At 73.1% G+C, this 21964-nt stretch carries 22 protein-coding genes; 6 read left to right on the plus strand and 16 right to left on the minus strand.

Features of this window, described 5'->3' with window-relative positions:
- The 8 genes from PINTE_RS05280 to PINTE_RS05315 all read right to left on the minus strand — a co-directional run.
- Nucleotides 1–514, minus strand: a 514-nt coding sequence (locus tag PINTE_RS05280) for an SRPBCC family protein (protein ID WP_169798461.1), incomplete at its 3' end; no start/stop codon positions are given.
- A 4-nt stretch (nt 515–518) separates the two neighbouring features.
- Nucleotides 519–1373, minus strand: a complete 855-nt coding sequence (locus PINTE_RS05285) for an FAD binding domain-containing protein (protein ID WP_068427220.1) — start codon at nt 1371–1373, stop codon at nt 519–521.
- Nucleotides 1370–3901: a xanthine dehydrogenase family protein molybdopterin-binding subunit gene (locus tag PINTE_RS05290; RefSeq protein WP_068427222.1), complete on the minus strand. Its 2532-nt coding sequence runs from the start codon at nt 3899–3901 to the stop codon at nt 1370–1372. The genes PINTE_RS05285 and PINTE_RS05290 overlap by 4 nt, the downstream gene beginning before the upstream one ends.
- A complete protein-coding gene (locus PINTE_RS05295) occupies nt 3898–4368 on the minus strand; it encodes a (2Fe-2S)-binding protein (protein WP_068427224.1) in 471 nt (156 codons plus the stop codon). The genes PINTE_RS05290 and PINTE_RS05295 overlap by 4 nt, the downstream gene beginning before the upstream one ends.
- A 178-nt stretch (nt 4369–4546) precedes the next feature.
- Nucleotides 4547–5749, minus strand: coding sequence for an XdhC family protein (locus PINTE_RS05300; protein WP_068427226.1), 1203 nt, complete (start codon nt 5747–5749; stop codon nt 4547–4549).
- Complete coding sequence (locus tag PINTE_RS05305) at nt 5742–7001, minus strand: vWA domain-containing protein (protein WP_217996505.1); 1260 nt, start codon at nt 6999–7001, stop codon at nt 5742–5744. Before PINTE_RS05305 ends, PINTE_RS05300 begins: the two co-directional genes overlap by 8 nt.
- Nucleotides 6998–8026 carry an AAA family ATPase gene (locus tag PINTE_RS05310; protein WP_068427228.1) on the minus strand — a complete coding sequence of 343 codons (1029 nt, stop codon included), beginning with the start codon at nt 8024–8026 and terminating at the stop codon, nt 6998–7000. Before PINTE_RS05310 ends, PINTE_RS05305 begins: the two co-directional genes overlap by 4 nt.
- A gap of 59 nt (nt 8027–8085) precedes the next feature.
- Nucleotides 8086–8904 carry a hypothetical protein gene (locus PINTE_RS05315; RefSeq protein ID WP_068427230.1) on the minus strand — a complete coding sequence of 273 codons (819 nt, stop codon included), beginning with the start codon at nt 8902–8904 and terminating at the stop codon, nt 8086–8088.
- Between the two features lie 619 nt (nt 8905–9523).
- Between PINTE_RS05315 and PINTE_RS05320 the strand changes: the two genes are divergently transcribed.
- A complete protein-coding gene (locus PINTE_RS05320) occupies nt 9524–10252 on the plus strand; it encodes a hypothetical protein (protein WP_068427232.1) in 729 nt (242 codons plus the stop codon).
- Here the strand turns inward: PINTE_RS05320 and PINTE_RS05325 are convergent.
- From PINTE_RS05325 to PINTE_RS05335, 3 genes are all read right to left on the minus strand, one after another.
- The gene (locus PINTE_RS05325) at nt 10216–10827 is read right to left on the minus strand and encodes a DNA-3-methyladenine glycosylase I (protein WP_068427234.1); all 612 of its coding nucleotides are present in this window, start codon (nt 10825–10827) and stop codon (nt 10216–10218) included. The two genes, PINTE_RS05320 and PINTE_RS05325, sit on opposite strands and share 37 nt — an antisense overlap.
- Nucleotides 10828–10891: 64 nt before the next feature.
- Nucleotides 10892–11413, minus strand: a complete 522-nt coding sequence (locus PINTE_RS05330; protein ID WP_068427236.1) for a methylated-DNA--[protein]-cysteine S-methyltransferase — start codon at nt 11411–11413, stop codon at nt 10892–10894.
- A 100-nt stretch (nt 11414–11513) separates the two neighbouring features.
- The gene (locus PINTE_RS05335) at nt 11514–12221 is read right to left on the minus strand and encodes a VIT1/CCC1 transporter family protein (RefSeq protein WP_068427238.1); all 708 of its coding nucleotides are present in this window, start codon (nt 12219–12221) and stop codon (nt 11514–11516) included.
- Between the two features lie 132 nt (nt 12222–12353).
- Between PINTE_RS05335 and PINTE_RS05340 the strand changes: the two genes are divergently transcribed.
- Nucleotides 12354–12953 (plus strand): protein-L-isoaspartate O-methyltransferase family protein, encoded by a 600-nt coding sequence (locus PINTE_RS05340; protein ID WP_068427317.1) that lies wholly within the window; start codon nt 12354–12356, stop codon nt 12951–12953.
- 86 nt (nt 12954–13039) lie between these two features.
- Here the strand turns inward: PINTE_RS05340 and PINTE_RS05345 are convergent, their stop codons facing one another.
- Genes PINTE_RS05345 through PINTE_RS05355 form a run of 3 tightly spaced genes read right to left on the minus strand, consistent with a single transcriptional unit; the run spans nt 13040 to nt 16616 of the window.
- Entirely contained in the window at nt 13040–13645 is a 606-nt protein-coding gene (locus PINTE_RS05345; protein WP_068427242.1) for a response regulator transcription factor, read from the minus strand.
- The gene (locus tag PINTE_RS05350) at nt 13642–14919 is read right to left on the minus strand and encodes a sensor histidine kinase (RefSeq protein ID WP_217996506.1); all 1278 of its coding nucleotides are present in this window, start codon (nt 14917–14919) and stop codon (nt 13642–13644) included. The genes PINTE_RS05345 and PINTE_RS05350 overlap by 4 nt, the downstream gene beginning before the upstream one ends.
- A 56-nt stretch (nt 14920–14975) precedes the next feature.
- A complete protein-coding gene (locus PINTE_RS05355; RefSeq protein WP_068427244.1) occupies nt 14976–16616 on the minus strand; it encodes a hypothetical protein in 1641 nt (546 codons plus the stop codon).
- 170 nt (nt 16617–16786) lie between these two features.
- Between PINTE_RS05355 and PINTE_RS24165 the strand changes: the two genes are divergently transcribed.
- Nucleotides 16787–17458: an alcohol dehydrogenase catalytic domain-containing protein gene (locus PINTE_RS24165; RefSeq protein ID WP_245642819.1), complete on the plus strand. Its 672-nt coding sequence runs from the start codon at nt 16787–16789 to the stop codon at nt 17456–17458.
- On the plus strand, nt 17459–17830 hold the full coding sequence (locus tag PINTE_RS24170) for a zinc-binding dehydrogenase (protein ID WP_245642820.1): 372 nt from the start codon (nt 17459–17461) through the stop codon (nt 17828–17830). It abuts the gene before it with no gap.
- A 6-nt stretch (nt 17831–17836) separates the two neighbouring features.
- On the opposite strand, the gene PINTE_RS05365 is transcribed toward PINTE_RS24170, so the two are convergent.
- The gene (locus PINTE_RS05365) at nt 17837–18415 is read right to left on the minus strand and encodes a DnaJ family domain-containing protein (RefSeq protein ID WP_084343270.1); all 579 of its coding nucleotides are present in this window, start codon (nt 18413–18415) and stop codon (nt 17837–17839) included.
- Between the two features lie 133 nt (nt 18416–18548).
- Between PINTE_RS05365 and PINTE_RS05370 the strand changes: the two genes are divergently transcribed.
- Together PINTE_RS05370 and PINTE_RS23655 are read left to right on the plus strand one after the other, a co-directional pair.
- Complete coding sequence (locus PINTE_RS05370) at nt 18549–19733, plus strand: MFS transporter (protein ID WP_068427249.1); 1185 nt, start codon at nt 18549–18551, stop codon at nt 19731–19733.
- Between the two features lie 378 nt (nt 19734–20111).
- Nucleotides 20112–20786 carry a winged helix-turn-helix domain-containing protein gene (locus PINTE_RS23655; protein WP_068427251.1) on the plus strand — a complete coding sequence of 225 codons (675 nt, stop codon included), beginning with the start codon at nt 20112–20114 and terminating at the stop codon, nt 20784–20786.
- Between the two features lie 43 nt (nt 20787–20829).
- Here the strand turns inward: PINTE_RS23655 and PINTE_RS05380 are convergent, their stop codons facing one another.
- Nucleotides 20830–21867, minus strand: coding sequence for a Glu/Leu/Phe/Val dehydrogenase dimerization domain-containing protein (locus tag PINTE_RS05380; RefSeq protein ID WP_068427253.1), 1038 nt, complete (start codon nt 21865–21867; stop codon nt 20830–20832).
- Nucleotides 21868–21964: the final 97 nt, after the last annotated feature.

The raw sequence follows: 21964 nt of genomic DNA on the forward strand, positions 1-21964 counted from the left end.
CCCCAGCGGCCCCGGCTCCGCCGGCGTCGCCAGCGCCGAGCGTGCCGGCCGGCGCGTCCGCCGAGCGCGGGGTCGACAGCTTGCCCTCGATGCAGGAGATGAACTGCCCGAGCAGCTTGTCGGAGATGTCCTGGATGACGCCGCGGCCGAACTGCGCGGGCTTGCCGGTGATGGTCAGGTCGGTGCTCACGTCGACCTGGGTGTGGCCCGAATCGCCTTGCGAGAGCTGAATGGTCGCGGTCGCGCCGGCCATGCCGTTGCCGCGCTTGTCCTTGCCGCGGCCGTCGATGACGGCCCGGTGGCTCGCGTCGTCACGCTCGGTGATCTGCCCGGTGCCGGCGTAGACCATGGCGATCGGCCCGAGGCGCACCTTGACCTGACCGGTGAAGCCCTCGTCGGTCACCTCCGTGACGGTCGCGCCCGGGAAGCACTCGCCGACCTCACGCAGGTCCATGAACAGGGCCCACGCCTGGTCGATCGAGGCGGGGACGGCGAACGAGTGGGTCAGTTCCATGCGATCACGCTCCGGCGGCCGCGAGCACCGCGCGGCGGGTCAGCACCGTCGCCAGGTGGCGGCGGTAGTCGGCGTCTCCTTGCAGGTCCTCCGGGGGATGGGTGCCGTCGGCCGCCGACGCGCAGGCCGCGCCGACCGCCTCCTCGGTGAGTTCGCACCCGGCGAGCGCGCCCTCGACCGAACGGGCCCGCAACGGAGTCGGGCCCATGTTCGTCAGGCCGACCTTCGCCTCGGCGATCCGCCCGTCCTCCACACGCACCGTCGCGGCGACCGCGACGATCGACCACTGGTGCACGACCCGCACGAACTTCTCGTAGTGCGCGCCCCAGCCGGTGTGCTTGGGGATGCGGATCGCCGCGAGGATCTCGTCGTCACCGACCGCCGTCGTGAACAGGTCGACGAAGAACTCGGCGGCGGGCACGACCCGCTGACCGGACGGACCGACGATGACGAACTCCGCGTCGAGCGCCAGCGCCGGCGCGCCGACGTCGCCGGCCGGGTCGGCGTGGGCGAGCGCCCCGCCGATCGTGCCGCGGTGCCGGATCTGCGGGTCGGCGACGGTCTTGACCGCCTCGACGAGCAGCCCCGCGTGCTCCCGGGCCAGCTCGTCGCGCAGGAACTCGTCGTAGCGGGTCATCGCGCCGACGACGATGCCCTCGCCGTCGTCGAACACCCCGCGCAGCTCGGCGACGTTGCCGAGGTCGATGAGCACCTCCGGCGCGGCCATCCGCATGCGCAGGATGGGCAGCAGGCTCTGCCCGCCGGCGATGATCTTCGCGCCGTCGCCGTGGTCGCGCAGCGCCTCCAGGGCCTGCACCAGCGAGGTCGGGGCGACGTAGTCGAAGGATGCGGGGATCATCGCGGGGCTCCGTCCTGCTCGCCACCGGACGCGGGAGGCGGTTGCTCACCGGCCGGTCCGGGCGGGTCCTGGTTCGGCTGGTCGGGGTCGAAGTGCGAGGTCGGCTGCGCCGTCGTCGTCTCATGGGCCTGCGCGCCCGCGGTCTGGATCGCCGTCCACACCCGCTGCGGGGTGCACGGCATCCGGATGTCGGCGACGCCCAGGTGCCGCACCGCGTCGATGACCGAGTTGACGACCGCGGGGGTCGAGGCGATGCAGCCGGCCTCACCGACTCCCTTGGCGCCGATGTCATTGGTCGTCGACGGGGTGACGGTGTTGTCGGTGTCGAAGCTGATCGTGTCGGCCGCGGTCGGCAGCGTGTAGTCGACGAAGGAGCCGGAGACGAGCGTGCCCTGCTCGTCGAAGACCGCCTCCTCCCACAGCGCCTGGGCGATGCCCTGGACGAGGCCGCCGTGGATCTGACCCTCGACGATGAGCGGGTTGACGATCGTGCCGACGTCGTCGACGCAGGCGTACTTGCGCAGGCTGACCTGCCCCGTCTCCGTATCGACCTCGACGGCACACAAATGTGTGCCGTGAGGGTAGGAGAAGGCGCTCGGGTCGTACGTGGCCTCGCTGTCCAGGCTCGGCTCGACGCCGTCGGGCAGGTCGTGCGCGGCGAACACCGCGAGCGCGATCTCGGGCAGGGAGACGGTCTTGCCGCCCTCGCCGGCTCCCTTGACGCCGAAGGCGCCGCCGTCGAATTCGAGATCGTCGGCGGAGGCCTCGAGCAGGTGCGCCGCGATCGGCTTGGCCTTCTCGATGACCTTGTCGGCCGCCTTGAGCACAGCCTGCCCGCCGACGACCAGCGACCGGGAGCCGTAGGTGTCCAGGCCCTTGGGGGAGATGTGGGTGTCGCCGTGCAGCACCTCGACGTCGTCGAAGGCGACGCCGAGCTTGTCGGCCACGAGCTGGCTCCAGGCCGTCTCGTGACCCTGGCCGTGCGCGCTGGAGCCGGTGACGACCTCGACCTTGCCGGTCGGCAGCATCCGCACGTTGGCGTGCTCCCAGCCGCCGGCGCCGTAGTTGAGCTCCCCGAGCACCCGCGACGGCGCCAATCCACACATCTCTGTGAAGGTGGAGATGCCGATGCCGAGTTGCACCCGGTCGCCGCGCTCGCGGCGCTCGCGCTGCTCGGCGCGCAGGCCGTCGTAGTCGAACAGCTCCTTGGCGCGCGCGGTGGCGGCCTCGTAGTTGCCCGAGTCGTACTCCAGCCCGCACACCGTCGTGAACGGGAACTGCTCGTGGGCGATCCAGTTCTGCTCGCGCACCTCCAGGGGGTCGCGGCCCAGCTGCGCGGCGAGCTCGTCCATCATCCGCTCGATGGCGAAGGTGGCCTCGGGGCGGCCGGCGCCGCGGTAGGCGTCGGTCCACGTCTTGTTGGTGAAGACGTTGGTGGCGTTGAACTGATACGCATCGAACTTGTAGATCGAGTTGTACATGAACGCGCCGAGGATCGGCGTGCCCGCGGTGACGAGCCCGAGGTAGGCGCCCATGTCGGTGGTGATGTCGACCTTCAGAGCCCGCACCCGGCCGTCCTTGTCGGCCGCCAGCACCAGCTTCTGCCACTGGTCGCGGCCGTGGTGGGCGACCATGAGCGACTCGCTGCGGGTCTCGGTGAACTTGCAGGGCTTGCCGGTGCGCTGCGCGGCGAGGAAGGTGATGACCTCCTCGGGGGTGACCTGCAGCTTGCCGCCGAAACCGCCTCCGACGTCGGGGGCGACGACCCGCACCTTGGACTCGGGCACGCCGAGCGTCATCGCGAGCATGAGCCGCAGGATGTGCGGCACCTGGGTGGCCGACCACATGACGAGCTGCTCGCCGGTGGGGTCGACGACCGTCGAGCGCGGCTCCATGAAGCTGGGGATGAGCCGCTGGTTGCGGAACTCGCGTTCGACGACGACACCGTCGGCGCGGGCCTGCTCGATGAGCTCGTCGACGCTGCCTCCCGTGCCGGCGGTGGCCGAGTCGAACTGCCAGAACGCGCTCTTGTTCGTGCCGAGATCGGGGTGGGCCAGGGTCTCGTCGGCGGCCGCCTTCTTCAGGTCGAGCGCGGCCGGCAGCTGCTCGTAGTCGACGTCGACGAGCTCGGCGGCGTCGCGCGCCTGTGCCGGGGTGGCGGCGACCACGACGGCGACGACCTCGCCGGAGAACGCGACCCGGTCGACGGCGATCGCGGGGTGGTCGGGCGCCTTCTGGTCGGTGGTGATCGGCCACGCGCACGGCAGCGACCCCTGTACGTCCTTGACGTCCTGGCCGGTGAAGACCGTGACGACGCCCGGCGCCTTCGCGGCGGCGCTCGTGTCGATCGACGTGATCGTCGCGTGGGCGTAGGGGCTGCGGACCATCGCCAGGTGCAGCATGCCCGGCAGCACGATGTTGTCGGTCCAGCGGGTGCGGCCGGTGATGAGGCGCTGGTCCTCCTTGCGGCGGCGGGCCCTGCCGACCTCGCGGCCCGTCTCGGTCTGGTGCTCGGTGGTGCTCGTCATGCCCGCTCACCCACTCCGGCGGCCTGCTGCACGGCCCGCACGATGTTCTGGTAGCCGGTGCAGCGGCACAGGTTGCCCTCCAGCCCGTGGCGGATCTCGCTCTCGCTGGGCGTGGGGTTGTCGTTGAGCAGGTCGACGGACTGCATGATCATGCCCGGCGTGCAGAACCCGCACTGCAGGGCGTGGGCCTCGTGGAAGGCCTGCTGCATGCGGTGCAGCTGGCCGTCGACGGCCAGCCCCTCGATCGTCGTCACCTCGTGCCCGTCCGCCTGCACGGCGAGCATGTTGCACGACTTGACGCTGCGCCCGTCGAGGTGCACCGTGCAGGCGCCGCAGTTGCTCGTGTCGCACCCGATGACGGTGCCGGTCTTGCCGAGGCGCTCGCGCAGGTACTGCACGAGCAGCATCCGCGGTTCGACCTCGTCGCTGTGGTCGACGCCGTCGACCTTGACGTTGATGCGGGTCATCCGTCACTCCTTCGTGTCGGTTGCGGCTGTGGCGTGATCGCCCGTCGGTCCGCCGGCACGCACCGGCCCGTGGAGGCATCCTCACCTGTTGCCGCGCCGGTGACAACAGGTGTCCGACCACCGTGTCGACACAGCGCCGCGCCGGGGTGCGCACTCGTCACCGTCGACGTGGGTGGAATCACGTGCGGTCCGGGGGAGTCGGGCCGCTGGGGTCGCTCGAGTCGCTGGGGTCGCTCGAGTCGCTGGGGTCGCTCGGGTCGTGGTGGTGGATGGGGCCGTCACGCTCGGACAGGCGGTCGCCGCGCCCGCCCCATTGCTGGGCGATGATCTCCGCGGCGATGCTGACCGCGGTCTCCTGCGGGGTGCGGGCGCCGAGATCGAGTCCGATGGGACTGGCCAGCCGGTCGAGCTCGGCGTCGCTCAGGCCCGCCTCCCGCAGACGGGCCATTCGGTCGGTGTGGGTGCGGCGGCTGCCCATCGCGCCGACGTAGGCGAGCGGGGTGCGCAGCGCGACCTCGAGCACCGGCACGTCGAACTTCGGGTCATGGGTCAGCACACAGACCACTGTGCGTTCGTCGAGGCGCCCCGCGTCGCGTTCGGCGCTCAGGTAGCGGTGCGGCCAGTCGACGACGACCTCGTCGGCATCGGGGAAGCGGCTCGCGGTGGCGAAGACGGGCCGGGCGTCGCAGACCGTCACGTGGTACCCGAGGAAGACGCCGACCTGCGCGACGGAGGCGGCGAAGTCGATCGCGCCGAAGACGATCAACCGCGGACGCGGGGCGTAGGCGGCGACGAACACCCGCAGGCCCTCGCCGCGACGCTCCCCGTCGGGACCGTAGGTGAGGGTGCCGGTGTGTCCGCCGGCGAGCAGCCCCCGGGCGTCGTCGGTGACGGCGGCGTCGATGCGCTCGCTGCCGAGGCTGCCGGTCGGTGGGTCGTGCTCGGCGGGATGCACGACGAGCCGGCGCCCCACGCGCTCGCGGTCGGGGTGCTCGATGATCGTGGCCACCGCGACGGGGCGGCCGGCGGCGATGTCGGCGGCCACCGCCTCCAGCTGGGGAAAGGTCCGCTTGCTGACCGGCTCGACGAACACATCGAGGATGCCGCCGCAGGTCAGGCCGACGGCGAACGCGTCGTCGTCGCTGACCCCGTACCGCTGCAGCTCGGGGCGGGCGTCGGCGACGACCTGCTGGGCCAGCTCGTAAACGGCCCCTTCGACGCAGCCACCGGAGACCGAACCGACCGCCTGACCGCCCGGGCCGACGAGCATCGACGCCCCGGCCGGGCGCGGCGCCGAGCGCCACGTGGCGACGACCGTGCCCACCCCGACGGTGTCGCCGGCGCGCCACCATTGCAGGAGCTCGTCGAGAACGTCACGCATGCTGGACCACCCTCACGAAGTGCTCGAACGCGGCCAGCGAGTGACCGGCCACGAAGTCGTCGACGTGCGGGAGGGCGGCCGCGATGCCGCCCTGCACCGGCTCGTACCCGGCTTTACCCCGGTGCGGGTTGACCCAGACGACGTGGTGGGCCACCGCGCGCAGCCGGCGCATCTGGTCGCCGAGGTCGCGGGGGTCACCGCGCTCCCAGCCGTCGCTGAACACCGCGACGACGGCGCCGCGGGCCATGCCGCGCCGGCCCCAACGGCGCAGGAAGACGTCGATGTTCTGCGCGAGCCGGGTGCCGCCGGACCAGTCGGGTACCGCGTCGCCGCAGGCGATCAGCGCCCGCTCGGCGTCGCGGTGCTGCAACGCCCGCGTGATGTGGGTGAGGCGGGTGCCCATCGTGAACACCTCGACGTCGTGCGTGCCGTGGGCGCCCGGGCCGGTGACGAACTGGTGGGCGAGCCGCAGCAGGGAGTCGGCGTAGGCGGACATCGACCCGGACACGTCGATGAGCAGCACGATGCGCCGCGGCCTGGTGCCGCGTCGCCGCCGCCGGATCGGGCCGGATTCGCCCATCCGGCGCAGTTGGTCGCGCAGGGTGCGTCGCGGGTCGACGGCGCCGGAGCGGGACGGGGTGTGCCGGTGGGTCCGGCGGCGCGGCGGGCGCGGGTTCAGCTGCCCGAAAAGCCGGGCGATCCGGGCGCGCTCGGCGGCGCTGAGGGTGGCGACGTCGCGGTGGCGCAGGATGTCGTCGTCGCTGGCTCGGGCCCGCACGTCCTGCGCGTGGGTGTCGTCGGCTCCGCCGGTGTCGGTGTCGCGGTCGGTGGCTTGCAGGGCGGCCTGGGGGTGCGTCACCGTGGATCGCTGTTGCCGCGGTCCGGTGGGTTGCCGCCCGAACCACGCGGCGAACACCTGGTCGTGGCGGCGCAGGTCGTCGGGGGAGGAGCACAGGGTGGCGCGCCCGGCCCAGAACACCCCGGTCGGGTCGGTCAGCCCGACCTGCGCGGCCGCCTGCAGGTAGCTGCGCTCACGGTCCGCGGTGACGGTCACGCCGGCGGCGCGCAGCGCGCGGGCGAACCCGAGCAACGCGGCCTCGGGTCGGTGATTCGCACGTGGGTTGGGGTCCGGCGACGTCGACGCGGCCGCGCCCGTGGGAGCAGCGGGGCCCTTCGCGGTGGGGCCGGTCGCGGTGGGGCCGGTCGCGGTGGGGCCGGCCGTGGTGGGGCCGGGCGCGGTGGGGCCGGTCATCGTGTCAGCACCCGGTCGAGGGCAGCGCGGACCCGTTCGGCGTCGTCGCGGTGCTTGACGGCGACCCCGAGGGTGGCCGCGGCGGTTTCGACGTCGAGGTCGACGGCGCCGAGTTCGAGAAGGGCGCGGGCCCAGTCGATGGTCTCGGCGACCCCGGGCGGTTTGACCAGGTCACCGGCGGGTTGATGACCCTCGCGCAGCCGCTGACAGGCGAGGACGACCTGCTCGGCGAGAAGGTCGGGGATGTGCGGCAGATGCCGGCGCACGATCTGCAGTTCGCGCTCCAGGCCGGGGTGGTCGATCCAGTGGTAGAGGCAGCGCCGCTTGAGCGCGTCGTGCAGGTCGCGGGTGCGGTTGGAGGTGAGGACGACGACGGGCGGGGTGGGCGCCCGGACCGTGCCGAGCTCGGGGATGCTCACCTGCCACGTCGAGAGCACCTCGAGCAGGAACGCCTCGAACTCGTCGTCGGCCCGGTCGATCTCGTCGACGAGCAGCACGACCGGGGCGTCCCGGAGCGCGCGCAGCACCGGGCGGGCGAGCAGGAACCGCTCGGTGAACAGTTGGTCCTCCACGGCGGCGAGATCGGTGCCCGCCGAGCCGGGCGCGGTGGTCAGGCCCGCCTCGGGCAGGCCGGGCGCGGCGGAGTTCCGGGCCTCGGGCGGGCCCGGCGCCGGGGCCGCCCGGGTCGCCTCGAGGGCGCGCAGGTGCAGGATCTGGCGCGGAAAGTCCCAGTCGTACAGGGCCTGGCTCGCGTCGATCCCCTCGTAGCACTGCAGCCGGAGCACGGGCAGGTCCAGCGCACGCCCGAGCGACTCGGCGAGCGCAGTCTTGCCCGTGCCGGGCTCGCCCTCGAGCAGCAGGGGGCGGCCCATCCGCACCGCCAGCCACGCGATCGTCGCCAGCGCCCCGTCGGCGAGGTAACCGGTCTGCTCGAGTCGCGTGCCGAGATCGGCCGGGGAGGCGACGGTCTCGCTCGGGCGGCGCCCGGCGAGGTGGGCTGGTTCCGTCTGCGGTGTCGGCTCCATCCGCCCAGGATCACCCAAAGGCGCTGCTCGCGACACCCCACCTGGCCGAACGGATCGGCTCAGTGGCCGCTGCGTGGGAGGACCCTCACCGCTGCGTCGTTCGGCTGCTTCTGCGCCGTCGGGACCGTCAGCGCCGTCATCGCCCCGCTCGCCGAGCTGAAGCAGCCGGAGGGCTTGCCGACCGTCTTGAGGCCGACGAGGTCCCCGGCTCCCCAGACGGCGGGCTTGCGGGTGGTGGCGGGGTACATGATCTGCGCGGGGTCGGAGATCTTCGGGTGGTCCAGCCCCACGACGTGGCCGAGTTCGTGCATGAGCACCTGACCCCAGGTGCCGATGAGCCCCGTGGTGTTGCCGGCGCCGAATCCGGACGGCATCGACTTCGTGCGGTCGAGGACGACGTACCCCTGCACGATGCGGTGCCAGGACCGCGTGCCGGCGCGCGCCGTGTCGAGGTCGTAGAAGGCACCGCCGACTCCGACCGTGTCGGCGCCGCCCGTCAGGTACGCCGAGCGACGAGCCTTGGCCGGGTTGTTCGGGCGGGCGAAGGCGACGACGAGGTCGGTGCCGGACGGGTAGTCGTCGAGGACGTCCTTGCCCTTGGAGCCGGGCACGACGCTGGTGGTGCCGACCTTCTGGAAGCGCAGGCCGCTGGCGGCGGCAATGCGCGCGATCGCGGTGTCGACGTCGGCGGCCGCGCCCTTCGGGGCCCCGGTGAGGTTGACGCGGTACCGGATCGTCGTGCAGGGATCCCACTTCGACGGGGGCGTGGTGAGGTACCCCACCGACTTGGGGTTGCCTCGCCCGACGGCGGCCGTGACCGCTCCCGAACCGCCGGCCTGCAGCGCCCCGCCACCGGCTCCGGTCGAGGGCGTCGGCACCGATCCATCCCCTGACGCCGCGGATGCGGGTGAGGCGGTGTCTGCCGTTGACGACGACGCTGACGACGACGCCGCGGACGCCGCGGACGACGCGGACGACCCGGAGGCCGCCGGTGCCGGAGCCGATGCCGCTGCCGGCGCGACAGCCGTGGGGGCGCTCACCTGGGCGCCGACGGCCAGCGGAGCGGCGACGAAGGCGCACAGCGTGAGGGCTGCCGAGGCCTGCCGGGATCTGCGGGAGCCGCGCCCGGCTCGGGTGCCGCGGGCGGTCGGCGAATCGGGTGTGCTGGTGTCGGACGTGATCCTGGTGAAGGTCACGGAGGGGTCCCCTTCCGGGTCTCGGACGCATCGGTCGCGGGGCGGTCCCGTGCCCCTCGACCGACCGGGCACCCGAGAGAGGCTGCCCCAACTTCGCCTCCGATGCCCCCGGTGTCCACTGGGCGGGCCGGGCGCGCCGCCCGCGGCGGACCCGACTCACGAGGTCGCCACCCGACCGAGCGCGGCGAAGGCGCAGGTCAGGACGGGGTACACAGTCGACAGCGCTAACTCCGGTGGCCGCGCGGCCGATGTGGAGCACGGAACGCAGCAGCCGCGTGCTCGGGGTGGGAGGTGGCGACGCATGAGCGCCGTGACCGCGAGCATCCTCGTGGGCCGTCGGGACCGATCTCGACCCGGGATCCGGCCCGGCTGGCTGGCTCTGCTGCACGAGGATCGCGGCTACGCCTGGCAGCTGCTGAGGCTGCAGTTGAGCGGCGCCGACCTGCCGTCGCAGGCGATGGACGACCCGCCCGGGGTGCTCTGGCAGGCGTCGGCCGAGACCGACGTGGTCGGTGAACTCGCGGCGCTGTTGCACCTGTATGTCGCGCGCACGCCCGGGATCGTGCGTCAGGCTGCGCGGATGCCGGCCCTGCGTCGGCAGCGGGTGGACCTGCGGGCGGTGGGCGAGCGCGACCCCGAGCGGCTCGCGGGCCTGTTGGCGCTGGCCCGATTCGGTGGGCGCGACCTCACCCTGGCGGCGACGATCCTGCCCGGAAGCCGACTGCGCGAGGACGGGCTCATGGCGTTGCCGGATTGGGAACTCGACATCGCCCACACCGCGCTGACGCGCAATCGCAGCGTGGTCGGCCACGGGCTCGTCGTGCACGACCTGCGTGTCGACACCGAGGACGGCGCGCAGGATGCGGCCCGCGCCCAGGAACAGGCGGCCCGCCAGGCAGCGGGCGCCGTCGACCAGGCCCGGCCCGTACCGGAACCGGCCGCCGACCGGACCCCTGTCATCCGGTGGCCGGGGCTGCGCCCGCCGGGCGGTCGTCATGCCGGCCACACCCCCGAGGAGCCGCGCCGGTGACTGCCCACCAGGTGGGTGTCGACGATGCCGATGGCCTCCATGAGCGCGAACACGGTGGTCGGCCCGACGAAGCGGAACCCGCGCCGCTTGAGCTCTTTGGTGAGCGCGACCGACTCCGCTGAACTGCTGGGGACCTCGGCCCGACGACGCGGTGCCGGGGTGTGGCTCGGCCGGAACGACCAGACGAGCTGCGCGAGCCCCCCGTCGTCGCGCAGAGCGACCGTGGCCGCGGCGTTGGCGATCGTCGACTCGATCTTGCGGCGATTGCGCACGATCGCGGCGTCGGCCATGAGGCGCGCGACCTCCGCCTCCCCGTAGCCGGCCACCCGGTCGGGGTCGAAGTCGTCGAACGCGGCCCGGAAGGCGGGGCGTTTACGCAGAATCGTGGCCCACGACAAGCCGGACTGGAAGGCCTCCAGCGAGAGGCGCTCGAACACCCCGCGTTCGTCACGCACGGGCATGCCCCACTCGCCGTCGTAGTACGCGCGCAGCAGTGGGTCGGTGGCCGCCCAGGTCGGGCGGGCCAGGCCATCGGGCCCGACGATCAGGTCGGGGTTCAGCGGGTTCTGCGTCATGGGCGAACCCTGCCACCGAGCACCGACAAGATCCGTGCGACCGCGGGGCTGGCTGCGAACCGCCTTAGAAGAGAACGTCGTTCGCTTCCAGCGCCAACAACCGCGCCTTTCGGTCCAGGCCGCCGGCGTAGCCGGTGAGGGAGCCGTTGCGCCCGACCACGCGGTGACAGGGCACGATGATGGAGATCGGATTGCGCCCTACAGCCGCGCCGACCGCCCTGGCCAGGTCACGGCCTCCGAGCTCCTCGGCGATGGCGCCGTACGTGGCCCGTTGCCCGTAGCCGATCTGCCGCAGTCGGTGCCACACCCGCTGTTGGAACGGTTCGCCGCGCGCCGCCAACGGAAGGTCGAAGACGGTCCGCGCGCCGGCGAGGTACTCGCCCAACTGGGTGGCGGCGCGCAGCACCTCGGCCCTCGGGTCGTCGCCGACCTCGACCCGAGGGCCGAGGTGCTGCGGGGCCGGCGGGTGCCGGTGCCCCTCGAAGTACACGCCGGTGAGGGAGTCACCCGTGCCGGTCAACAGCAACTCGCCGAGGGCGGACCGCACGACGGCATGCCGGGTGCGGTGGTCGGCGGTGGTGCTCATCGAAGTCCTCGGCTCACGGATCGGTGCGATGCAGGCTGTCATATCAAGGAGACGCCTGACGTCGCCGATGTGTGAGGTCAGCGGTGCACGCGCGGACGAGTCAGCCGAGCGTGGTGCCGAACGCCATGCCGATGCCGTACGTGAGCAGGAGCCCGATCGCGCCGCCGATCATCACGCGCAGCGAGGCGCGGCCGGCTGGGGCCCCGCCCATGCGGGCCCCCAGCGCCCCGGTGATGCCGAGCGCGACGAGCACGCCGAGGTAGGTGATGATCACGCGGGAGGCCGCGGGGGCCAGCAGGATCGCGGCCACGGGCAGCAGGCCGCCGACGACGAACGACACGGCCGAGGAGGCGGCGGCGACGGTCGGGCTGACGAACTCGTCGGGGTCGATGCCGAGTTCGATGTCCAGATGGGCCCGCAGCGCGTCCTTGTCGGTGAGTTCGCGCGCGACGACGGTGGCGGTCGACTGCGACAGGCCCCGGTTCACGTAGAGGGCGACGAGTTCGGCGAACTCCTCGTCGGGCATGTCGGCCAGTTCGCGACGCTCCTTCTCCACCAGCGCCCGCTCGCTGTCGCGTTGGCTGCTCACCGAGACGTACTCGCCGAGGGCCATCGACACGGCGCCGGCGACGAGCGCCGCGACGCCCGCCACCATGATCGCCTGGTGGTCGGTGGTCGCGCCGGCCACGCCGAGCACCACTCCGGCGGTGGAGACGATGCCGTCGTTGGCGCCCAGCACCGCCGCCCGCAGGGCGTTCAGGCGCTGGCTGAGCGAGCCGCCGTGTGGCTCGTTCGGGTGCTCGCTCACGATGTCCTCCTGGGTGGTCCTGATCGTTTCGCGCGTTGAAGGTAACCCGTCAGGCACCTGATGTCATCGCAGGAAAGGCTTGCCTGACCTGCGATGATGCGGTTCGGGGCGGGCGCCGTCAGACTGGAGGTCATGACCGACGAGCCGCCCGGGGAGCGCGGGGAGACCGAGGACGCACGGCTCGACGAGGCCTTCGAGGCGACCCCGCGAACCGCTTTCCTGCCGGAGTCGGTGCGGGCCCGCTGGGCCGAGGACCGGCCGCTTCCGCTCGCGGCGGGCATGACGAACTCCCAGCCCAGCACCGTGCGCGACATGCTGCGGCTGCTCGGCGTGCGCCGCGGCGCCCGCGTGCTCGACGTCGGCTCCGGCTCCGGCTGGACCACCGCGCTGCTCGCCCACCTCGTCGGACCCGACGGGGAAGTCATCGGCGTCGAGATCGAGCCGGAACTGGTCACCTTCGGCCGCGACCGCCTCGACCGCATGCGGCGGCCCTGGGCGCGGATCGAGGCGGCCGCCCCCGGCGTCCTGGGGCGGCCCGAACTCGGCCCCTACGACCGGATCCTCGTGTCGGCCATGGCGCGTCGGCTCCCCGACGCGCTCGTCGAGCAGCTGGCCGCCGGCGGGGTGCTGCTCGCGCCGGTCGCCGGGCGGATGGTGCGGGCCCGCCGCGCCCCGGCCGGTGACGTGACCCTCGAGCAGTTCGGCGCCTACCGGTTCGTGCCGCTGCGCTGAGGCGCCGGCGCAGCGCGCGCTACCGGGGAAGGCCGAACTACCGGCAGCCCGACGTACGGGCGTAGCCCGAATGACAACGGCGCGAACTACAGCCAGCCGTTGGCCTGGGCGATCTGGGCTGCCTCGGCGCGATTTCGGGCTCCGGTCTTGCCGATGGCGCTGCTCAGATGGTTGCGGACGGTGCCCTCGGACAGGAACACCGCCTTGGCCACGTCGGCCACCGAGCCGCCGTCGAGCGCCGTGCGCAGTACTTGCGTCTCCCGGGCCGTCAGGGGAGACTCGCCGGCCGTCATCGAGTCGGCCGCGAGCGCGGGGTCGATGACCCGCAGCCCCCCGTGCACCCGCCGCACCGCCTCCGCGAGCTGCCGGGCCGGCGTGTCCTTGACGACGAATCCCGCTGCCCCCGCCTGCAGCCCGCGCCGCACGTAACCGGGGCGCCCGAAGGTCGTGACGATGAGAACCCGCACCGCCGGCAGGGCGGAACGCAGCGCGGCGGTCGCCTCGATGCCGTCGATGCCGGGCATCTCGACGTCGAGGAGCGCCACGTCGGGCCGATGCGCCCGGGCCGCGTCGAGCACCTCGTCGCCGCGTCCGACCTCCGCGACGACCTCCAGATCGGACTCCATCGACAGCAGCGCGGCCAGCGCGCCGCGCACCAGCGCCTGATCGTCGGCCAGCAGCAACCGGATCATGCGGACTCCCGCGCCCGGGCGCTCAGCACGAATCGCCGCTGGTCCGGGCCGGCTCCGCCCGCTCCGCCGGCGGTGGGGGTGCCGGGTTCGCGGGCGACGCCGACGACGGCCCCGACCTTGCGGGCCCGCTCCCGCAGCCCGGTCAGCCCGTTGCCCGCTTCGATCGCGGTGTCGTCCCGGACCCCGACGCCGTCGTCGCAGACCCGCACCGTGGTCGCCGTGAGTTCGACCTCGCAGCGGCGCGCCCCGGAGTGGCGCACGACGTTGGTGACGCCCTCGCGGACGACCCATGCGAACAGGTCCCGCAGCCCTGGATCGACGTCGTCCGTCGCGCCCGGGAGCCGAGCTTCGATCCCGGCGGCGTCCAGCGCCCGTCGCGCCCGGACCAGTTCGGCGGGCAGCGAGAGCTGCCGGTAGCCGGAGACGGTCTCGCGCACCTCGGCCAGCGCGTCCCGGGACAGACGCTCCAGGTCGGCGATCTCGGTCTTCGCGCGCCGTGGGTCGACGTCGACCAGTCGACCGGCGAGCTCGGCCTTGACGGTGATGACCGTGAGGCTGTGACCGAGGATGTCGTGCAGGTCCCGGGCCATGCGGGCCCGCTCGAGCTCCACCGCGAGCTCGGCCTTCTCCTCCCGTTCTCGCGTCAGCGCGTCCTGGTTGCGTTCGCCGACGACCCCGCCCCAGACACTCAGCCCGATGCCGCTGGCCCACAGCCCCAGGCCGATCGCCCAGGCCGCATCCACCCCCAGCAACAGGCCCCCGCCGGTCATGACCACGCCGCACAGGAGCACGACGACCAGCCCCCGACGAGTGGGCAGCGTGGCGGCCGCGCCGGCGGCGATGTACGTCAGGCACGTCAACCCCATCGGTCCGGCCACCGCGACGGTCAGCGCGGTGAGCACCCCGAGGCCGACCAGCCACCCGACCGGCATGATCCGCCGGAACACCCGGAACGGCCGGACCCCCAGCCAGCCCCCCAGGTAGCCGCCGGCGTAGACGAGCGAGAACAGCGCCAGCAGCACCACCCCGCCCCACCGTCGAATGCCGCCCTCGGACCACATCTGCGCCAGCGGGAACAGCAGGAAGACGAGGAAGGCCACCGCGTAATACGTCGTCATGCGTTGGTGGCGGGCGTGGGCGCGCGAGCGTGCGGTGCTGGCCGGGCGCCCTGAATTCCCTGCGCGCACGGCGCCCCCGGCGTTCCCGATCGTGCCCGGCACCGGCTCCGAGGCGGTCAGCCGGGCCTCGCCGCCCGCCGGTGGTGTCGGCCTCATGGACGCCACGGTAATCCGAGGCGCAGGACGACACGGAGCGTCACGGCGTCAGGACGTCACGGCGGCTGTTCGCGCGCGTCCGGCCCCGGGGCCGGCACCCGCTGGATGTCGTCGAGCCGCAGCGCGCTGACGAGCGCCGCGATCGTGTCGGGCGCGTCGACCGGCGCGGCGCCGGAGGCCGACGGCAACGGCACGGGGTCTGGCATCGCCGGCGGGCCACCGCCCGGTGCCCACCAGTAACTCAGGTGCGCCAGCGGGAAATGGCGCCGCAGCCCGGACCATCGGCCGTGCGAGGTGACCGCCACGGGCACGTCACGCACCCCGGCTCCGAAATGACGGGCGATGGGGCCGCCGAAGAAGTCGCCGCGCAGCACACTCCCGGCGGGCAGATAGAGGTTGGTCCAGCGGGTGGGCCCGAACGGCGCCGCCGTGTGCCCGACCCGAAGCCAACGCTCCCCGCCCGGATAGCGGTAGCGGCGGCGGTAGAACCGCGAGTCCTCCAACTCGTCGTGGATGGGCGGGCAGCGCGGCACCTCCTTGCGGTTCTGCAGGTCGGCGAGGGTGAGCCCGGGCCGGCCCCCGAAGGGCACGTCGGCCTCGTCGAGCAGCAGCGGAGCGTACGTCAAGGGGGAGCCCGTCGAGACGAAATCACTGATGAGCCAAGGCACCCCGGCGGCCCGCCCGGCCCGCCACAGGTCGAACTGGGCCGCCTGAAAGGCGTCGAGCTCGGCGGTGGAGACGGCCGGTACCGGCTGGGCCCCGTCGGCCGGACCGCCCGGATCGAGTCGGTCGCAGGCCTCGTCGAAGACTGCCGCGTACGCCTGATCCCCCGCCCGGCACGGGTCGGGGTGACGCAACTCGTCCCACAGGCTGCGCACCAGGTCGAGGCCGATGACGGTGCCCAGCGAGTGCCCGACGATGATGATGCGCTCATAGCGCCCCGCGTGCAGCCGGCGCAGCAGCGTCAGACCCTCCTCGCGGATGCGGCGGCGCGACTCGATGTTCGCCGGCCGGGGCGCGAGATAGCGCACGGCGTCCGAGAGATAGGCGCGCACGAGCCGGCCCATGAAGCCTCCGCCGACCGCCAGCGCGAGGGCCAACCACACCTGCCACGTGGCGAGGAGTTCACGTAGCCCGGGCAGGCCCCCGGAGACGATCGCGTCGACCAGCCCCCACAGCAGCAGCGCCGCGAGCACGGCCATCGCGATCTGGAACGCGATGACGAGGCGGGCCGCGGCCCCGCCCACGCTCCACCACCGCCGGCTCAGCAGCAGCTGAAGACCCCAGCTCAGGCTGGTGCGCAGGTCGGCGTCCGGCGCCAGATGTGCCCAATACAGCTCGAAGAAGTCGGTGTGCGCCCGGAGGTGCGGCGTGGGCGGCTCCGAGAGGCGACGCAGCTCCGTGGAGTCGGTGACCCGATCCGGGCTCGAGAACAACCGCGGCAGGCCGATGCCGACCGTGAACGAGCGCAACGAGCGCATCGGCGGCTGGTCGCCGAGGCCGTGGATGAGCACGACCGCTTGGCGCGGTGAGCCGTCGGGCTCGTCGGAGGCCGCCCAGTCGGTGCCGATGCGCGCCCCGGCGGGCGTCGGCGCCCTCGACGCCTGCGCCGGCCCCTCCTGCGAGCTGCCTTGCGACGCACCGCCCGTCGAGGCCGCGACCTCCTCGCGGCCGGCATCGATGCGCGTGCTCGCCATGGTCGTCTCCTTCCTCGCCCCGTTGCCGAAGACCGGCACGCCGGACGTTACCCGGCGGCACCGACAAGACCTTCGAGACGAGCGCGCCCTCGCCTTGTCGGTGCTCGACCCTAGGGTTCTCGGCAGCGAGCCCGGGCACGAGCGTGGGCGTCACCACAGGGAGGTCGACCATGACCAAATCACAGAGCAGCGGCGCGACGCACGGCCGCACCGACGGCGAAGCTGCGCCGCCGCGGACCATGCGCGCGGCGGTTCTCGACGGGCCCGGCCCGGTGACGAACCTGCGGGTGCGCGAGGTCGCCGTGCCGCAGCCGCCACCCGGGTGGGTGCGGGTGCGGGTGAAGGCGTTCGGCATGAACCGCTCCGAGCTGCACACCCGCCTCGGGCTCGCCGAGGGCGTCACCTTTCCGCGCGTCCTGGGCATCGAAGCCACCGGCACCGTCGACCTCGACCCCGACGGTGTGCTGGCGCACGGCACGCAGGTGGTCGCGATGATGGGCGGCATGGGGCGCACCTTCGACGGCGGGTACGCCCAGTACACGGTGGTGCCCCGGCACAACGTCATCGCCTTTCACAGCGACCTGCCCTGGGCGGCACTCGGCGCCGTGCCCGAGACCCTGCAGACCGCCTACGGATGCCTCACCGTCGGCCTCGACCTGCAGCCCGGCCAGACCCTGCTCATCCGCGGCGGCACCTCGGCGCTCGGGCTGGCCGCCGCCACCCTCGCCACGAGCGAAGGCGCCACCGTGCTGGCCACCACCCGCAGCCACAGCCGCCTCGACGAACTCGCCGGGCACGGCGTCGACCACCCGCTCTTCGACGACGGCGACGTGGCCGCGTAGGTGCGCCGGCTCCTGCCCGACGGGGTCGATGCCGCGATCGAACTCGTCGGCACCCCCACGCTGCCCGACACCCTCGCCGCCACCCGGGTTCAGGGCACCGTCTGCTTCGCCGGCATGCTCTCCAACGAGTGGACGGTGCGCGACTTCTACCCGATCGACTACCTGCCCAACGGTGTCCGGCTCACGGCCTACGCCGGCGAGGCAGCCGATCTGCCTCCGGCCGTGCTCCAGGAGTACCTCGACCGGATGGCTGACGAGACGGTGACCCTCGGCCCGGTGCATGCCTACCCGCTCGAGCGCATCCAGCAGGCCCACGCCGATCTGGAGTCGGGCCGGCACGTCGGCAAGCTCGTCGGGCTGCCCTGGGCCTGAGCTTCTTCAGCGGCCGCCCGCGCGACCTTGGCCACCTCGCGGCGCCCACAGCCCGGACCACCACGACAGCCGCCACCACCCGCCCCGGTTCGGCGGTTTCGACGGCTGCGGTGACACCGCCTCCCCGGCGGGGTCGGCGGCGGCCGCCTGCTGTGCCAGCCGAGCCTGCTGGGCTTGCTGCGCCTGGTGCGCCTGCTGTGCCTCGCGCGCATGCCGCCAGCGTTCGACCATGGCGTCCACGTCGACGCGCGGGGCGACGACCGGCATCGCGCGCCCGACGGCGGGGCGCCGCCGGTCCTCCACCACCCGGCGGTTGTAGTCGCGCAGGATCTCGCGCACCGACTCCTCGCGGGTCACGTCGAGCAGCGACTCCGGAAACGACGCGGCCTCGGCGCGCAACTGCATGACCGGTGGCATCGCGGCCGACCGATCGAGGCCCTCGCGTTCGAGGAAACGCTTGACCCACCAGTCCGGATCGTCGGGATCACCGAGGTTCAGCGGCTTGCCCGACCCGCGCAGACCGCTGAACTCGCCGCGCTCCGTCGCCTCCCGGATCTGCCGCTCGACCCAGCTCTCGTACCGCATCCCTCCATGGTGCCGCGCCTGCCCGCACCTGCCATCCCGAGTGCGGCGAACCCTGTCGGTGCCCTGCCCTACAGTGACAGCTCAGCGCGGAGCCCGACCCTGCGCGACGTCGCCGAGAGCCGAAGGAGGTGCCATGAGACGGTTCGGCGCAGGTGCGCTCATGATCGTCGGCGTGATCGCCGTGGCCGCCCTGCTGCGTGCCCCGATCACCGCCGTGCCGCCCGCGCTCGCGGAGATCACCGCCGACCTGCAGCTGTCCGCCGCCGCCGCGGGAGCGACCACCTCGCTGCCGCTCGTGTGTTTCGGGGTGTTCGCCTTCCTCGCGCCGCTGCTCATCGCCCGTCACGGCCTCGAACGCACCGCCCTGCTGCTGCTCGTTCCCCTGCTCCTCGGCCTGCTGCTGCGCAGCGCGGCCGGCGCGGCCGCGTTCTTCCTCGGGGCCGTGCTCCTCGGAGTCGGGATCGCGGTCGGCAACGTGCTGCTCCCCGCGCTCATCCGCGCCCGATTCGCCGGTCAGGTCGCCGTCGTCATGGGCGTCTACGTCTCCACGCTGCAGCTGTCCGGTGCCGCGGGGTCGGCGCTCACCGTGCCGCTGCAGGAGGTGCTGGGGTGGAGTTGGCGGGGCGCGCTCGCCGTGTGGGCGGTGCCAGTCCTGGCGTTGCTGCCGTTGTGGTTCGTCATCGCCCGCCGGCCGGGCGGGCCCGCCTCCGGGCGCCTGCCGGTGGGGCTCGGGCACGTCGTCGGGCGCCGCATGCCGTGGGCCATCACGCTCTTCCTGGCGCTGCAGGCCGGGGTGTTCTATGCGCTGCTCACGTGGATTCCCGCGCAGCTGACCTCGCACGGCATCTCGGCGCACGCCGCCGGTCTCGCGCTGGGAGCCTTCTCCCTGCTCGGGCTGCCCGGCGCGTTCATCTCGCCCCAGTTCGCCACCGGGCGTCACGCCAGGGCCTACATCGCCGGCGCCTACGGGCTGCAGGCCCTGGCCACGCTGCTGCTGCTCGTCGGGCCGACCGCGGCCCTCATCGGCACACTGATCTGTGGGCTCACCCAGGGTGCCGGGTTCTCCATCGCCCTGACCTTCATCGCCGACCAGCCCGACCCGCACGACGTGCCGGCGGTGTCGGCGCTGGCTCAGGGGATCGGCTATCTCGCCGCGGCCGCCGGGCCGGTGGCGCTCGGTCTGCTGCACGAGGCCTCCGACGGCTGGCTGTGGCCCGACGCGCTGCTCGCCGTCACCGTGCTCGTGCTCGTCGCCCTCGGCGGCGCGATCGGTAGCCGACTGCACCGGGCCCACGCGTTCGAGCGGATAACCCGGTAGGTTCAGGCGGCGACGTCGGGAGCCTGCCGCGCGGGCGAGGCGAGCCGCGGACGCCCGCGGGATCACCGGCAGGGAGGCGGCTCGGGGATGTGACGAGGGCGGCCGCGGTGGTGCCCGCATGCCGCCCTCGTGCCGACCCTCCACCGGGAAAGTTCGGGTGCGGGTCGATCCTCCCCCGGGGAGTTCTGAGCCAAGACCCCCATTGTGCACCAGTTATCGCGCTCAGAACCGATCCGTGTCAGCACCCATTTTCGGCCCTCCACGGTGGTGCTCACGACCCATAACCGTTGATATGTGCAGGTCAGCGGCCTGAACGAGTCCAGACTGACGGCGCGTCTGTTTTGCCCGAAGTTGACGACCAAAGATAAGTTTGCAGTTATGGTGACCGACTCGAAGACAATGGACTCCCGCTCAGGGGTCGCTCGCGCCCGGCAGCGCGTGCCAGCCCCGGACCGTCTGCGCGGTCTCGCGCATCCCGTCCGGGTCCGGGTGCTCGCCGCGCTGCGCACCGCCGGCCCCTCGACCGCCACGGCGCTCGCCCAACAGCTCGGACTCAACTCCGGCGCCACCAGCTACCACCTGCGGCAGCTGGCGGCCTACGGCTTCATCGTCGAGGCCAACGATCTGGGCAACCGACGGGACCGCTACTGGAAGGTGCCCGAAGGCGGCGAGGCCCCCACCCCGACCGCCCGCCCCGAGCGCGGCCCCGTCGGCGACGTCGAGGCCCGCTCCGCCTACCTGCAGGCCCGGCTCGTCGAACAGACCGACGCGGCCCAGGCCGCGATCGAGGCCCACCACGGCCTCGGGCGCGAGTGGAGCGAGGTGAGCGACCTCAGCACGCACATCGTCAACCTCACGCCGGAGCGAGCCGAGCGGCTGTTCGGCGACATCGCGCACCTCATCGACGAGGCCGGGCGCGAGAGCACCGACGCGGCCCCGCAGACCGACGAGACCACCGGTGACGGTGTCGACGGCGCTGCCGCCGAGCACACCGACGGCACACGGCCGTTCGTCGTGCAGGTGCAGGGCTTCGTCTCGCCCGCCGTGGGCTGACCGACTCCGCCGCAGCGTCCTCCGCTTCAGCGCGGAGGCGGGGTCACAGCTCCTGCGTGAGCCGTTCCCGCGCGCGGCGCTGCGCCACCCGAGTGGGGGCCTCGTCGACCCGAGCCGACTCCTCGAGCAGGTCGGCCACGCGGGCGCCGATGCGGTCGACGTCCTTGCTGAGGCGCTCCTCGTCCCAGCCCATCGCGCGGGCGTGCTCGTGGATGACACTGCCCGCGTTGACGATGTAGTCGGGCACCACGGTCACTCCCGCGGCGTGCAGCGCGTCGGCGGTCGTGTCGTCGTCGAAGATGTCGGCCGCGACCCCCGCCACGAGGCGGCACTGCAGCCGTCCCACGGAGTCGGCCCGCAGCACCTGCGGCACTGCGCACGGCGAGAAGATGTCGCACACGGCGTACGGCGCGTCCGCGGGATCGATGACCAGCCCGCCGATCTGGTCGGCGAGGCGCTGGGCGGCGTCGTGGTCGATGTCGCCGACCAGCACGCGCGCCCCGTCCGCGGCCAGCAGCCGCGCCAGCGCGGCGCCCACGTGACCGACTCCTTGCACGGCGACCCGCACATCGCGCAGGTCGTCGGTGCCGAGGGCGTGCACCGCACCGGCCCGCAGCGCGGCGTACGCGCCGCGCGCGCCCCAGGGCGAGGGATCGAAGTCGGCGCTGTAGACCTTGGCGCCCGCCGCCCGCATCGTCACCATGTCGGCGCGGGTCGTGCCCATGTCGATGCCGGGGATGAAAACCCCGACGCGCTTGACGAACTCGCCGAACCGCGTGAACAGCCGCTCCCGGTCGGCTCCCGCCGGGGCCGGCCCGTCGGTGACGATGACGGCCTTCGCGCCGCCGTAGGGCAGGTCGGCCAGCGCGTGTTTGAACGTCATGGCGCGCGCGAGCCGCTGAGCCTCGATGAGCGCGGCGGAGGCGTCCGGGTACTCCGAGAAGCGCACGCCGCCGAGCCCGGGACCCAGCGACGTGTCGTCGATCGCGATGACCGCGCGCAACCCGACGGTCTCGTCGGCACACGTGATGACCTGCTCGCTCGACCACGGGTTGAGCGGCTGAGGTGTCCGTCCGACCATGCGTGCCTCCTGACGTTCGACTAGGACATCATCACCCGAGGCGCGCCTGAACCTCAGATATCGAGGGTGGAGTCTGCGAGGAGTGTGTGCACCGCTT

This window comes from Piscicoccus intestinalis NBRC 104926 (assembly GCF_001515525.1).
Lineage (GTDB): Bacteria > Actinomycetota > Actinomycetes > Actinomycetales > Dermatophilaceae > Kineosphaera > Kineosphaera intestinalis.

Coding starts and splice junctions, on each gene's coding strand:
- PINTE_RS05310 (WP_068427228.1), bottom strand. CDS start 8,026: ATGGAGCCGACACCGCAGACGGAACCAGCCCACCTCGCCGGGCGCCGC.
- PINTE_RS05355 (WP_068427244.1), bottom strand. CDS start 16,616: ATGGCGAGCACGCGCATCGATGCCGGCCGCGAGGAGGTCGCGGCCTCG.
- PINTE_RS05295 (WP_068427224.1), bottom strand. CDS start 4,368: ATGACCCGCATCAACGTCAAGGTCGACGGCGTCGACCACAGCGACGAG.
- PINTE_RS05350 (WP_217996506.1), bottom strand. CDS start 14,919: ATGAGGCCGACACCACCGGCGGGCGGCGAGGCCCGGCTGACCGCCTCG.
- PINTE_RS05325 (WP_068427234.1), bottom strand. CDS start 10,827: ATGACGCAGAACCCGCTGAACCCCGACCTGATCGTCGGGCCCGATGGC.
- PINTE_RS05330 (WP_068427236.1), bottom strand. CDS start 11,413: ATGAGCACCACCGCCGACCACCGCACCCGGCATGCCGTCGTGCGGTCC.
- PINTE_RS05320 (WP_068427232.1), top strand. CDS start 9,524: ATGAGCGCCGTGACCGCGAGCATCCTCGTGGGCCGTCGGGACCGATCT.
- PINTE_RS05345 (WP_068427242.1), bottom strand. CDS start 13,645: ATGATCCGGTTGCTGCTGGCCGACGATCAGGCGCTGGTGCGCGGCGCG.
- PINTE_RS05370 (WP_068427249.1), top strand. CDS start 18,549: ATGAGACGGTTCGGCGCAGGTGCGCTCATGATCGTCGGCGTGATCGCC.
- PINTE_RS05300 (WP_068427226.1), bottom strand. CDS start 5,749: ATGCGTGACGTTCTCGACGAGCTCCTGCAATGGTGGCGCGCCGGCGAC.
- PINTE_RS05340 (WP_068427317.1), top strand. CDS start 12,354: ATGACCGACGAGCCGCCCGGGGAGCGCGGGGAGACCGAGGACGCACGG.
- PINTE_RS05305 (WP_217996505.1), bottom strand. CDS start 7,001: ATGACCGGCCCCACCGCGCCCGGCCCCACCACGGCCGGCCCCACCGCG.
- PINTE_RS05365 (WP_084343270.1), bottom strand. CDS start 18,415: ATGCGGTACGAGAGCTGGGTCGAGCGGCAGATCCGGGAGGCGACGGAG.
- PINTE_RS05290 (WP_068427222.1), bottom strand. CDS start 3,901: ATGACGAGCACCACCGAGCACCAGACCGAGACGGGCCGCGAGGTCGGC.
- PINTE_RS05285 (WP_068427220.1), bottom strand. CDS start 1,373: ATGATCCCCGCATCCTTCGACTACGTCGCCCCGACCTCGCTGGTGCAG.
- PINTE_RS05380 (WP_068427253.1), bottom strand. CDS start 21,867: ATGGTCGGACGGACACCTCAGCCGCTCAACCCGTGGTCGAGCGAGCAG.
- PINTE_RS24165 (WP_245642819.1), top strand. CDS start 16,787: ATGACCAAATCACAGAGCAGCGGCGCGACGCACGGCCGCACCGACGGC.
- PINTE_RS23655 (WP_068427251.1), top strand. CDS start 20,112: ATGGTGACCGACTCGAAGACAATGGACTCCCGCTCAGGGGTCGCTCGC.